11 protein-coding genes are annotated in these 12,377 nt (G+C 38.4%); 3 read left to right on the forward strand and 8 right to left on the reverse strand.

Going from position 1 to position 12,377, the window contains the following annotated elements:
- The 3 genes from CD122_RS04380 to fakB1 form a co-directional block, all read right to left on the reverse strand.
- A partial coding sequence (locus tag CD122_RS04380; RefSeq protein ID WP_142381178.1) for a ComF family protein occupies positions 1-434 on the reverse strand: 434 nt, incomplete at its 3' end.
- Positions 435-601: 167 nt separating this feature from the next.
- Positions 602-1,888, reverse strand: coding sequence for a DEAD/DEAH box helicase family protein (locus tag CD122_RS04385; RefSeq protein WP_103357791.1), 1,287 nt, complete (start codon positions 1,886-1,888; stop codon positions 602-604).
- A gap of 240 nt (positions 1,889-2,128) precedes the next feature.
- The gene (gene fakB1, locus CD122_RS04390; RefSeq protein ID WP_103357792.1) at positions 2,129-3,007 is read right to left on the reverse strand and encodes a fatty acid kinase binding subunit FakB1; all 879 of its coding nucleotides are present in this window, start codon (positions 3,005-3,007) and stop codon (positions 2,129-2,131) included.
- Between the two features lie 347 nt (positions 3,008-3,354).
- Here fakB1 and CD122_RS04395 point away from each other — a divergent pair, with 347 nt between their 5' ends.
- The gene (locus CD122_RS04395; RefSeq protein ID WP_103357793.1) at positions 3,355-3,996 is read left to right on the forward strand and encodes a YigZ family protein; all 642 of its coding nucleotides are present in this window, start codon (positions 3,355-3,357) and stop codon (positions 3,994-3,996) included.
- 62 nt (positions 3,997-4,058) lie between these two features.
- On the opposite strand, the gene pepT is transcribed toward CD122_RS04395, so the two are convergent.
- From pepT to CD122_RS04410, 3 genes are read right to left on the reverse strand one after another with little or no spacing between them, the layout of a single operon-like run.
- Complete coding sequence (gene pepT / locus CD122_RS04400; protein ID WP_103357794.1) at positions 4,059-5,285, reverse strand: peptidase T; 1,227 nt, start codon at positions 5,283-5,285, stop codon at positions 4,059-4,061.
- A 15-nt stretch (positions 5,286-5,300) separates the two neighbouring features.
- Entirely contained in the window at positions 5,301-5,804 is a 504-nt protein-coding gene (locus CD122_RS04405; RefSeq protein ID WP_103357795.1) for a threonine/serine exporter family protein, read from the reverse strand.
- Between the two features lie 15 nt (positions 5,805-5,819).
- A complete protein-coding gene (locus CD122_RS04410) occupies positions 5,820-6,581 on the reverse strand; it encodes a threonine/serine exporter family protein (RefSeq protein ID WP_103357796.1) in 762 nt (253 codons plus the stop codon).
- Positions 6,582-6,782: 201 nt separating this feature from the next.
- On the opposite strand from CD122_RS04410, the gene CD122_RS04415 reads away from it, so the two are divergent.
- Positions 6,783-8,507, forward strand: coding sequence for an NUDIX domain-containing protein (locus CD122_RS04415; RefSeq protein ID WP_103357797.1), 1,725 nt, complete (start codon positions 6,783-6,785; stop codon positions 8,505-8,507).
- A gap of 49 nt (positions 8,508-8,556) precedes the next feature.
- Here the strand turns inward: CD122_RS04415 and gdpS are convergent, their stop codons facing one another.
- Entirely contained in the window at positions 8,557-9,627 is a 1,071-nt protein-coding gene (gene gdpS, locus CD122_RS04420; protein ID WP_103357798.1) for a GGDEF domain-containing protein GdpS, read from the reverse strand.
- Between the two features lie 349 nt (positions 9,628-9,976).
- Here gdpS and CD122_RS04425 point away from each other — a divergent pair, with 349 nt between their 5' ends.
- Complete coding sequence (locus CD122_RS04425) at positions 9,977-11,017, forward strand: glycosyltransferase family 4 protein (protein WP_103357799.1); 1,041 nt, start codon at positions 9,977-9,979, stop codon at positions 11,015-11,017.
- A 59-nt stretch (positions 11,018-11,076) separates the two neighbouring features.
- Here the strand turns inward: CD122_RS04425 and CD122_RS04430 are convergent, their stop codons facing one another.
- Positions 11,077-12,318: an aminoacyltransferase gene (locus CD122_RS04430; RefSeq protein ID WP_103357800.1), complete on the reverse strand. Its 1,242-nt coding sequence runs from the start codon at positions 12,316-12,318 to the stop codon at positions 11,077-11,079.
- Between the last annotated feature and the right edge of the window lie 59 nt (positions 12,319-12,377).

Consider the following 12,377-nt stretch of genomic DNA (forward strand, 5'->3'; position numbering starts at 1 on the left):
GCGGTATTATGCGCTGTTTTGCCCGTTGTGTAAATATCATCTACAAGTAAGATACTTTTGTTTTCGAGGTTTATTTCATTATCAACTTTAATCCGATTGCTGATTCGAAAGCGCTCTTTTTTCGTCAAATCGAACTGTTTCTGTCGATGCGTCATCGTCAAAATATCAGCGTATTGAATATTCCGTACGTCTAACACATATTTGACTGGATTAAACGTCCGAACACAATCATTATCCGGAGAAGACGGCATCGGAACAACCATATCATACGTTAAACTGGGCCAACACATATATCGCGCCAACACTTCCGCAAGTGCCACATCTTTCATAAACTTATACTGCTGAATCATCTCTTTCATCAAACCATCATAACCAAACGGTGCATAAATCTGATGAAAGCGAACCGGACAATTACTTAAATGTTCACACGTCATGCAACTGCCGTCTATCAAATACCCCTTACAATATGTGCAACGTGCATCATGCGCTATTTTACATTCTGAAAGCCGTGTACGACACCTGTCACATAATAAATGCGGTGGTTCAAATAAATTACTGAAGCTCAGCGTCTCAACAATATCTATACGACATACGAAGCACTTCATCCATCAATCCACCCTTTCTCTGTCGCAAGGCGATTCATTCGTTTTATTTCTGCTCGTGCGCGATACATCGCATGCGTACGCCCTTCATGCAATAACAGCACATCGCCTGTTGGACAAATCGTCTTACGTCCAACACGACCTGCAATTTGAATCAAGGCTGCCGCAGAATAACGATGACTTTCCATAACCCATACGTCCAATGCTGCCATCGTAAATCCGCGTTCCAAAATGGTTGTTGTGAGCACAATCGAATACTGTCCGTCACGCAATGCCTCCACTTTCGTTAAGCGTTGCGGATCTTCGCTATACACGTAACACATATTTTCCACATAATCTTCATAGGTTTTGTAAAACTGACACATAGCATCAATGTCACTAAAAAATAATAAAGTCGTACGTCCGGCTGTTTGTTGGTCCAACATACGTCGTAATAAGTAAGGTTGTATACGCTGATAACGCACTTTAAAATATTTGAATGTCGGTACAACGAGCGGATGACGATGAAAACGGGCAGGCAATGTTACAATTTGCTGTCGTCCAACTTGTCGTATCAGCGACTTTGGTGGCGTTGCAGTCATATAAATAACACTATGTTGCTCCTTACTCGCTTGCGTTAACGCGTTCATTAACGTCTCATCCATCGATAGCGGAAATGCATCTACTTCATCAACAAAAATGACATCAAAATGACCTTTAAAACGATATAACTGATGCACTGTTGATACAACAAAATGGCCATGATATTGCTGATGACTTGCTTGATGTAGCACATCTATCGCTTCGTCACAAAATGCCTCACACAAGCGTTTGCTTACTTCAATGACCACATCTACACGTGGTGAGACAACTGCTACATTATTACCACGCTGCCGTGCATAAGCAATTGCCGCAAAAATCATCTCCGTCTTTCCAGCACCTGTGACCGCATGCAAGAGTAGTGTGTCATACGTCGTCACAGCTTGTAAAACCTTATCTGACGCATATTGCTGTTGCTCAGATAACGTAAACGGCAACGCATAGTGCCCGTCAGAACACCTATTCACACTTTCTGTTAACCATATAGGATCAACCGTCGACATACGCCCCATATGAATACACCTTCGACAATAGGTCACTGGCATTTTCGACACACTAGATGTATACGTATAAAAATCTTCTTTTCTCTGTGTCCCACATTGTTTACAACACCATGTACCATCCACTTCAATTACACCAACCGTTTCCTCACGTACCTGTTCCGTTGTTAACTGTGCTTTATCATTAACCAACTGACCATACAACATACACCATTCCCCCTTTGTATTTTATTACACGTACGAACACATAAAATGACTTGGAGAAATGACAAAAACCGCTAAAATTCAGTTCATGAATTTTTAACGGCTTTATATGCATATAACACTAATTCAATTTTGTTTGAGATTTCATGGATAAGACAAGTAGTTGAAGGGCTTTTTTACGCCTACTTAACCTTGCCTGGCTATGACAACGGAACCTTTTTAAATGTGATTCCTGTCTCATGCTTATTTTTCATCTTCTGCTGGAAAATCAATATGACGGTCTGTGACACCAATACCTAAGCTTCCTAAACCTAAGTGTGATGAGATAACTGGACCGAACTCAGAGAAGACAACATTTTTATCAGGACAACGCTCAATCATCTCTTGATAAACGCGATGTGACTCTTCTTTGTTATCGCCACCAATAATCATAATCGTTGGATCTTCATATTGATTCGCAAGCTCAATCGCTTTGTCTTCAATTAACTTTAATGCGCGTTTTTTTGTACGCACTTTTTCATAAGGAACAATTAAACCATCTTCAAATGTTAAGACTGGTTTCATTTTTAACAGGTTACCAATCCATGCTTGTGCACCTGTAATACGTCCACTTTTATGCAAGTTCTTCAAGTCATCTACTACTAAGTATGCACCTGTATTTTCACGCATTGCTTCAAGGTCTGCTAAAATTTCTTGGACCTCTTTACCCGCTTCGATTAATTCGATCGCACGTAACGCAAAAGCCCCTTCAGGTAAGCAGGCAATCTTAGAATCAAATGGGAATACATTGATGCCTTCTACCATATCTGCAGCTTGAATGGCTGTTTGGTATGCACCACTGATGCCGCTCGACAAATGAACGACGATAACATCTGTGTAGCCTTCATCTCTGTATGCTTCATACGCGCGAATCATTTCACCGATCGCTGGTTGACTTGTCGTTGGAATTGTTTCGGATTGTTCTAAAATGGAAAAGAACTCGTCCGCAAAAATTGTTTCATTTTCTTTATAGTTTTCGCCATTTTCCAAAGTAATGCTCAATGGAACTGTGCGTATATGATGTTTCTTTAAGATAGATTGAGGTATATAGCTTGTTGAGTCTGTCATCACAGCTATCTTCATCTCATCGTCCTCCTCTATAAATTGACACATTCTTGTTCAAACGAGATACAAGGTTCAGTGTACTACATTTAACAATTGATTACTCGCTTTAACGATTCTATGTACGGTAGATACTTTCACTTTGTATACTCAATAATGATACATTTATTAAATCTTTTAACAAGTTGTATTTGATTTTTTCCTTTTTGCCTCTTACTATCATACATCCTTTTAACCTAAATTTCATGTATTATTTTTGCTAAGAAATTTGAATACGTTTTCTTTCATTAGACATCGCTAACTATTATTTCCGTTACAAAATATAGTATAATCATAACTAAGAAATTTTGAAGTAAAGGATGACAGACATGACACGTTCAGTCATTACAATTAAAAGCGAACATGAAATTGAAAATGTAATTAACAAGTCGCGGTTTATCGCACATATTATCCCAGTTGAAACTGAAGAAGATGCAAAGGCGTTTATTGCTCAAAAGAAAAAAGAACACCGTGAAGCCACACATAACTGTTCTGCATATACCGTGGGCGATACGATGCATATCCAGAAGGCAAGTGATGATGGTGAACCAAGTGGTACTGCGGGCGTCCCAATGCTGGAAATGTTGAAAAAGCTCGATGTCCATAATGCAGCGGTTGTCGTTACACGTTATTTTGGCGGCATTAAACTAGGTACAGGCGGTCTCATTCGCGCATATGGCGGTGCTGTGCGTGACGTTATTCAAGATGTCGGTCGCATCGTTCTGCGCCCTGCCATTCCAATGCAAGTAACGATTGATTACGACTTGACTGGTAAATTTGAATACGAGTTGCAGTCAACAACGTTCTTCTTGCGCGACACCGTTTATACAGACAAAGTGACGTATCATATCGACGTTATTGAAGAAGAACGTGATGCATTTATCACATTCTTAAACACACATACACAAGCGAAGTTCGACTTGGTAGAAGACGATGTCAAACGCCTACCATTTGATCTTGAAGAACAATAATATATCCTATAAAAAGAAAGGGCTGACGGCTTTTAATAAGTCATCAGTCCTTTTGTATACGATTATTCTGTTTCCGTTACTTTTTGTGCAATACCAATAATCACTTGTGTTGCCAACTTCATCACGTCGATAGAAGCATATTCGTATGGCCCGTGGAAGTTGTCGCAACCTGTAAAAATATTCGGTGTCGGTAATCCCATAAATGACAGTTGTGAACCATCCGTACCACCACGAATTGGTTCTGTATTTGGTGTAATACCTAAATCAGCAAAAACTGCTTTAGGCAAGTCGATAATATGTGGATGTGGCAAAATTTGTTCCGCCATATTATGATACTGATCGTTAATCACAATGTTCACAGGTTGATAGTGATAACGTGCATTAATGTCTCGTTGAATGTTAATCATTTGTTGCTTACGCTTTTCAAACGTCGTACGGTCATGGTCACGAATAATGTACTGTGCTGTCGCTTTTTCGACATTTCCTTCCAATTGCATCAAATGATAGAAACCTTCATAGCCTTCCGTATGTTCCGGCACTTCTTCACTCGGTAACAATTGGTTAAAGTACATTGCCAAGTTCAATGCATTAACCATTTTATGTTTTGCAGAGCCTGGATGTACATTGACACCTTCAAACGTCACAACCGCTTCAGCTGCATTAAAACTTTCATACTGTAACTCACCTAATTGGCTACCATCCATTGTGTATGCAAAGTCAGCATCAAAGCGCTCAACATCAAAACGGTGTGGTCCTCTACCAATCTCTTCATCTGGTGTAAACGCCACGCGAATACGACCATGTGGCACTTCTGGATGTGTCGTTAAATATTGCAATGCTTCCATGATTTCCACGATACCCGCTTTATCATCTGCACCTAATAATGATGTACCATCTGTCGTCATGAGTGTATGTCCTACAACTTTCTTCATATCCGGAAAGACTGCCGGATCAATCTCACGTCCAGAGTCACCGAGTTGAATGACGCCACCATCATATTGTTCAATGACTTGTGGGTTAACGTTCGCTGCATTGAAGTCAGGCGATGTATCGACGTGTGCTAAAAAGCCAATTGTCGGCACATCTTTATCGATATTAGATGGTAATGTCGTAAAAAGATACCCATGCGCGTCCATATCTGTCTCAAGTCCCATCGCCTTGAGTTCTTCTTCTAACACACGCAATAAGTCCCACTGGCGTGTTGTTGAAGGCGTCGTGTCACTCTTAGGATCCGACTGCGTATTGATTGTGACATAACGTGTAAGTCTTTCAATGATTGCTTCTTTCATCCTCATACACTCCTCTTATATGCGGTTATTCATATGATAACCTTTGCGATATGTTTTGCCTTTAAGTTTACCATACCCTTGTTTAATGCGTGTATAGATATAGTAAAAGATCTCCGCACATAAAATGCCGAATGCGATGGCACCTGAGATCAATGTCACTTCTAAAAATTGGTTCACTGCAGTGGTATAGGAATTCGTTACTAACAATCGTGTTGCTTCATACGCTGCGCCCCCTGGTACAAGCGGGATAATTCCCGGCACGATAAAGATAATAACCGGTCGTTTATAGTGACGACTCATCGTGTGACTCATCATCCCTAAAATAAAACTACCGAAAAAGGCAGCCATAACGGTACCGTAATTCAAATCGAGCGTAAATTTATAAATAATCCATCCCATCGCACCAACGAAACCCGATGCGACGAGTAAACGTTTTGGTGCGTTGAATAGAATAGAAAATAACATCGTTGAAATAAAACTAATTAAATACTGTGCAACGTAATAAAATACCAACGTCAACGTAACTCCCCCTCTCTAAAAAATAAGTAAGACAATCGCAACACCTGCACCAATGGCAAATGCGGTCAAGGCAGCTTCAACACCACGTGACATACCTGCGAGTAATTCACCGGCCATTAAGTCACGAATGGCATTGGTAATCAAAATCCCTGGTACGAGTGGCATTACACCTGCAATGGTAATAATATCTTGGTTTATAGCCCAACCTATCTTAGTAAAAAAGGCGGCAATCATAATTACGACCATTGAACTAATGAACTCTGAAAAGAACTTAATCTGAATAAAGCGTTGTACAATATCGAATGTCAGAAAGGCCCCCGCCCCTGCAAGTACCGCAAACGGGAAGTCGTGACGGACACCACCAAACATAAACATGAAAAATCCGGATGCAATGGCAGCAGATAAAAACTTCACAACAAACGAATACTGTAACGATGCTTGTTCTAAATGAATCAATTCCGACTTCGCTTCGTCCAATGACAATTCGTTGCGCGAAATTTTACGAGAAACATTGTTCGCAATCGCTATTTTTTCTAAATCCGTTGTCCGTTCACGCACACGTACGAGACGCGTATTCGTACGGTCGTTCAGTGAAAAAATAATCGCCGTTGATGTTACGAAAGAATATGTATCTTCCAAACCGAAACTCGCCGCAATACGTCCCATTGTATCTTCTACACGATACGTTTCGGCACCACTTTCTAGCAATACCTTGCCAGCAAGTAATACAACATCTATGACTTTATTTTCATCTATAATCGTCAATGCTTCAGGCATGAGATAGCCTCCTTTGTTTTAATACGTCAAATCAATTGTCAGTCTACATTGTAATAACAGGTGTTGCAATACAAAAAGACAAATACGTGCAACTTTTTGAACGAAGATTGCTTATCAGTGCAATTATTAATAATTGAATAAATCATTTTGACAACTTTTTGCATTATTTGTACAATTCTGATACAAGGAGGGGATGCACTCATGAAGTGTTTATTATTTGGCCTAGGTAGGCATGCACAAAATATGTATTGGCACTATTTGAGCAATGAAACAACTTTCAGCAAGATTATTATCGTAGAACTGCAGTCAGCAAAAACACAGGTTGAAGCGTTAGTCGCTGATAGCCAAACACCCTGTGAAACGCTTTTTTTAGATGATAGTGTGAAATATGAACGTAAGCTATCTTCTGAAGTGCATAAGAGGTTGCATGATGTTGTAACGCAAGAACAAGTCACACATGCGATTATTGCTACAGAGCCACGCAGCCATGAAATGTACATTGACTTTTGTTTAAATGCACAGCTCCATATTTTATGTAACAAGCCACTTACAACGCCTATGTATACCAATACTGCTGTTGGTTCATCGCAAATCAGCGAAAACTTTCAGGCATTTGTTGAAAAATGGCAAGCAAATGGCGACACATTATTTGAAGTTCAATCATTGAAACGCACACATAAGGGGTATCAATATGTGCGAGATACGATTGAACAAATTGTAAAAACATATAACGTTCCTATTAATAAAATCAATATTTCCTCATCGAGCGATCATTGGTACTTACCAAGTGATACAGCACTCAAAGAAACGCAGCCTTATAAGTATGGCTATGGCACACTCATGCACGATGGCTATCATTTAATTGAATTACTTACCTTTTTTACCGACATTAATAAAAAATATGGCTTTATTGAAGCCCAGAAAAATTATCATGTGTCTGATTATCGACCGAGCGACTTTTTTAAATACTATGGCAAAGCATTTAATGAGCAACTAAGCTTTTTTGACAATGACGACGCCTATCATCATCTCAATATCATTCAAAACTTTGGTGAATTTGAACTATCTGCCATGATCGATTATGTCGATGATGAACATCATAAGATTGCAACTGCCAACCTACAATTGACACAGGCTGGTGATGCACAATTACCGACTGCTTCTTTAAGCGATAAAGAACAAAAGCCAACTTATCGTGAATTTTTAGAAGTGAGTGTTGGTCCTTTAATAACGATTCAAGTCATTAGCTATACATCCGAAAATGGACAACCACCCTATTTTGACATCACTATTTTCAAAAATACAGCCATTCTCGGGGGTGCGCCTTTTGAAAAACTGACATTAGCAGATATTGAAACGAATGCCTCCAGATATACACGTCATATTGGACGCAATCAAGTCGTTTCTATTAACGCACTAGATGACTTTTTCTTCCATAATGAATCACATTCAAATATTCTTGCACATCAAGAAGAAGTAGAAATACTGACTGCCCTACACCAACACATGGCACAAAAGCTTGATATGTCACATTTCCGTTTTGCGGTGGAATTAATTATTGAACATAACGGTAAGTTTTTAGTATGTCGACGCCGTCCAGACGTTGAAGTTGCACCCGGCCTATGGAATGTACCAGCTGGCAAGGTACAATACGGCGAGAGTATGGACGCTGCCATCATTCGTGAAGCTAAAGAAGAAACGAACCTCGACATTTCCGACTTTAGCTGCTTGGGCTACCAGTTCATCAATAAAGCCCATCAGCGCTGTGTCTATACGTATCACGTGAAAATTGATGATATTTCTAATATCCAAATTGATCGTGGTGAATTCGATCACTACGCTTGGATTGATGCAACCGACATTCATCAATACGATTCTCTCAATCCACATATTAAAGATGCAATTGTTCATTTACACAACGCCTAAAAGTGCAAAAGCCCTCAAAACGTCTTCTCACGTTTTGAGGGCTTTTCTACTATTGTAATTTAATAATTGGATTAAACATCACTTTATTGCGACCTTCATTTTTAGCCACATGTAACATATCATCGGCATCTTTAAAGACTTTGCGTTGCGATTTGTATGCATCATCTGTTAAATAACCGACACCGATAGATACAGATAATTTAATAACCGTTTTGTCTGGCAGATGAAAACTTGATTTTTCGACTGCTACACGAATACTTTCTGCAAGTTTCACACATTCATCTAAAGAATAATTACGTAACACGACTGAAAATTCTTCCCCACCATTACGGAAGATTTTCGTCTGTTTCGGCACATAATTTTCTAATAAATGCGCCATTTGTTTCAGTACGGCATCTCCTGCGCTATGTGTATGTTCATCATTGACATCTTTAAATCCGTCAATATCAATCAACAGTAAAGCAAGACTTTGAGACTGTTGTTGTGCTTTATTCGATACTTCATTCAGATGACGGTCAAATTCTTTAACATTGCCGAGTCCTGTTAAGTAATCAATCGTTTCTTCATTTTCATAGCGTTCTATCAAGCTAAAGAAATGATGCAAATCGACGTAGAACACAGCCGTTACTAAAGTTGCGACAATCGATAACGGCACCATGTATAACACTTCAAGAATATCGTAGCTTGGCGCTAACCATGCAATCAATAATAAAATCACAATACTGATGACATTTAAAATTTGAATTGCAATAATATGATTATATTTAATAAATGGACCAACTGTACTTGCGACGGCTGCAATGATAATCAGTGCAATGGCAAATACAAGTGGCATTGTAAGCACAAAATAGCCAACAAGCGCAATAATCATTGCTGAGATAAATGTGTAAAAGCCATTTGTGTAACGTCCTAAAAATAATAATGGTACAAATGATAACTGAATCGCATAGCCAGCGATCGGCACTGGATAAAAAGTTAGCAGTAAGCCAACGATTGTCATTAAGACAGTAATATAACTTTTAGAAAAGCGAAAATCGTGTGATTCCGCATACTGCAAACGATGGAACAAATAAATACCTGCGATTGTGACTGAAATATTGTAAATAATTGCTTCAATCATAAGCTTCGTCTCCTTTACATCATCATCTATTGTATGGGAAAAGTCATTTTTTGTCATCAGCTATGCTAGTAAAAAGACACAAAGAAATACTATTATTTTAGGAGCCTTATTGGGATAAGATGTGATAAGATAAATAAAGTTAGAAAATGAAATAAAACTTTATAATTCTCATATAGGGTACGAGCTCGAAATCTTATTTTAAGTTTTGTCGCCCTACCTAAATAAGGATGAGCAGTAATAAAAAGCTACTCCCTTGAAGATTTAATATTATAGCCTATTTATCGCGTTTTACTTCAAAAATAGCAGCTATTATTTTAAAGTAATTTAACTTAGTTATGAGGGTGACCTGATGTATACATTAACACTCATTGCAGTCTCAATGATTGTCAGCTTAATCGCCACACCCATTGTGATTGCAGTATCCAAAAAATTAGATATTGTTGATAAACCAAACTTTCGCAAAGTCCATACACAACCGATATCGATGATGGGTGGCGCGGTCATCTTAATCGCTTTTTTTATTGGCGTTTGGTTAGGTCATCCAATTGAGCGTGAAACGAAACCACTATTACTTGGTGCGATTGTAATCTATATAGTCGGCCTTATCGATGATTTGTACGATATCAAGCCCGTCTTGAAACTACTTGGCCAAGTAGCAGCTGCATCAATCGTTGTGATGTATGGTGTCACAATTGATTTTATCTCACTACCAATGGGACCTATTATTCACTTTGGTTGGTTGAGCATTCCTATTACCATCATTTGGTTTGTTGCGATTATCAATGCCATTAACCTGATTGACGGTTTAGATGGCTTAGCCGCCGGTGTCTCTACTATCGCCTATGTCACAATTGCATTCATTGCGATTTTACAAGGTAATATTTTTATTATTATGATATGTAGCGTTCAAATTGGTGCACTGCTCGGATTTTTAGTTTTCAACTTCCATCCAGCCAAAATCTTTTTAGGTGACAATGGTGCGCTATTACTCGGCTTTATCATTGGCTTTGTATCACTTTTAGGATTTAAAAATATTACGTTAATTTCGTTATTTTTCCCAGTTGTGATTTTAGCCGTGCCGTTTATCGATACGTTGTTTGCGATGGTACGCCGTGTGAAAAAAGGCCAACATATTATGCAAGCCGACAAGTCTCACTTACATCATAGATTATTAGACTTGGGCTACACGCATCGCCAAACCGTTATTTTAATTTATTCTATCGCGATTATGTTCAGTGTTGTAAGTGTGATTCTGTACTTATCACAACCTTGGGGCGTTTTCTTAATGATTATCTTAATTATTATTACGATTGAGTTGATTGTTGAATTTACCGGACTCATCGACAACGACTATCGCCCATTGCTCAACATGATTGCACGTCGACGTTAATATAACAAAAGCCGTATTTTTAGAAAGTGTCTACACACCTTTTAAAAATACGGCTTTTTTTAGCGATTTAATAATTGATATAACTTATAGAAAATTGGTTTGACAGGCTTGATAAAGTCACCGATATACTCTTCCACATGTGCGTTAAAGCCTTCTTTAAAGCGTTGCACACCTTTATCTTCGGCATCATCACTAAAGTCACCTGTAATACCATAGAAATTGTAGCGATCAATATTGTGTTCTTTCGCAAACTTAATCATATCCCATTGTAGTCGATATGCGCCCATATATGCGTTATATTTAGGGTTCGAGCCACTGGATAAATAATACATTTCATGTTCGTTATAAATGTACAATGCCGCAGCTAAGTCTAACACCTTACCATCTGTTTCGATCAGTGATTCCGTTTGGGCAATTTTCTTCTCTTGTTTTTCAAATTGTTGTGTAACTTGTTGATGTTTCGTCTTACTTTTTTTAGAATTTGGATTTTCTTGTAGCTTTTGTTCCGCTTCGTCAAGTTCTTTACGTAACGTTTCATGTTGAACTTTTTGCTTTTCTAACAAGTTCTCCAAATCAATGTACGCTAACTTTAACATGCTATTGTTCGGATACGTACGTTGCATCTTTTCAAAGTAGTCTTGATCACGAAACTTAAAACCGTGCTTTTCTTCCGCCATTCTAAACAACTTAAAGAAGCGGTCTGTTTCGTCTATTGATAACGTACGCACTTGTACATCCATTTCATACGTCTTTTTGATATTACGTCTTGTTTGGTAATCCATTTCTCTCAATAATTGGTCTTCTGTCTTATCTGCTAAGTCTAGAACAGATAGCCAACGAATCTGGCTCATTTGTGAATAACCTACTGTATATCCTTGATGTTGATAACCGAGCTGTTCCATTTGCTTGATAAATAAGCTATTGTCGTAATCCTCTACAATATTCCCTTTCGCATCACGCAAATTTTCTAATAAATACGGATCTGTTAAAACATATAGACATTGATGCTTTTTCAAATATTTTGTTAGGTTGCTATAGAAAAACTTCACAAGATTCAAATCACTGTAATCCATGACAGGTCCTCTATGCGTATAAAAATATTTAAAGAACTTTAAACTTCTTGCTTCTGTCAGTAAACATGCTGCTAAAACTGTACCATTCTCATCTTTCACACCTACGAGATGGGCATCTTTTTGATTCACATCACGAAAAGCGAAATGCTCAGCACTTTGTGTATAATGCGAAAAATGTTCTTGAACAAATGTTTGATACTCTTGTTGATTCAAACGACCAAACTCCATCAATCAAACAGCTCCTTTTTTATCAGTTAACATATCGTTATTCTACCATAAAATAGAAA

Source organism: Staphylococcus rostri (assembly GCF_002902145.1).
Classification (GTDB): domain Bacteria; phylum Bacillota; class Bacilli; order Staphylococcales; family Staphylococcaceae; genus Staphylococcus; species Staphylococcus rostri.

Bases quoted from the DNA above. Each gene is read 5' to 3' on its own strand.
- CD122_RS04415 (WP_103357797.1), top strand. From the start codon at position 6,783: ATGAAGTGTTTATTATTTGGCCTAGGTAGGCATGCACAAAATATGTAT.
- CD122_RS04430 (WP_103357800.1), bottom strand. From the start codon at position 12,318: ATGGAGTTTGGTCGTTTGAATCAACAAGAGTATCAAACATTTGTTCAA.
- CD122_RS04410 (WP_103357796.1), bottom strand. From the start codon at position 6,581: ATGCCTGAAGCATTGACGATTATAGATGAAAATAAAGTCATAGATGTT.
- CD122_RS04395 (WP_103357793.1), top strand. From the start codon at position 3,355: ATGACACGTTCAGTCATTACAATTAAAAGCGAACATGAAATTGAAAAT.
- gdpS (WP_103357798.1), bottom strand. From the start codon at position 9,627: ATGATTGAAGCAATTATTTACAATATTTCAGTCACAATCGCAGGTATT.
- pepT (WP_103357794.1), bottom strand. From the start codon at position 5,285: ATGAAAGAAGCAATCATTGAAAGACTTACACGTTATGTCACAATCAAT.
- fakB1 (WP_103357792.1), bottom strand. From the start codon at position 3,007: ATGAAGATAGCTGTGATGACAGACTCAACAAGCTATATACCTCAATCT.
- CD122_RS04385 (WP_103357791.1), bottom strand. From the start codon at position 1,888: ATGTTGTATGGTCAGTTGGTTAATGATAAAGCACAGTTAACAACGGAA.
- CD122_RS04425 (WP_103357799.1), top strand. From the start codon at position 9,977: ATGTATACATTAACACTCATTGCAGTCTCAATGATTGTCAGCTTAATC.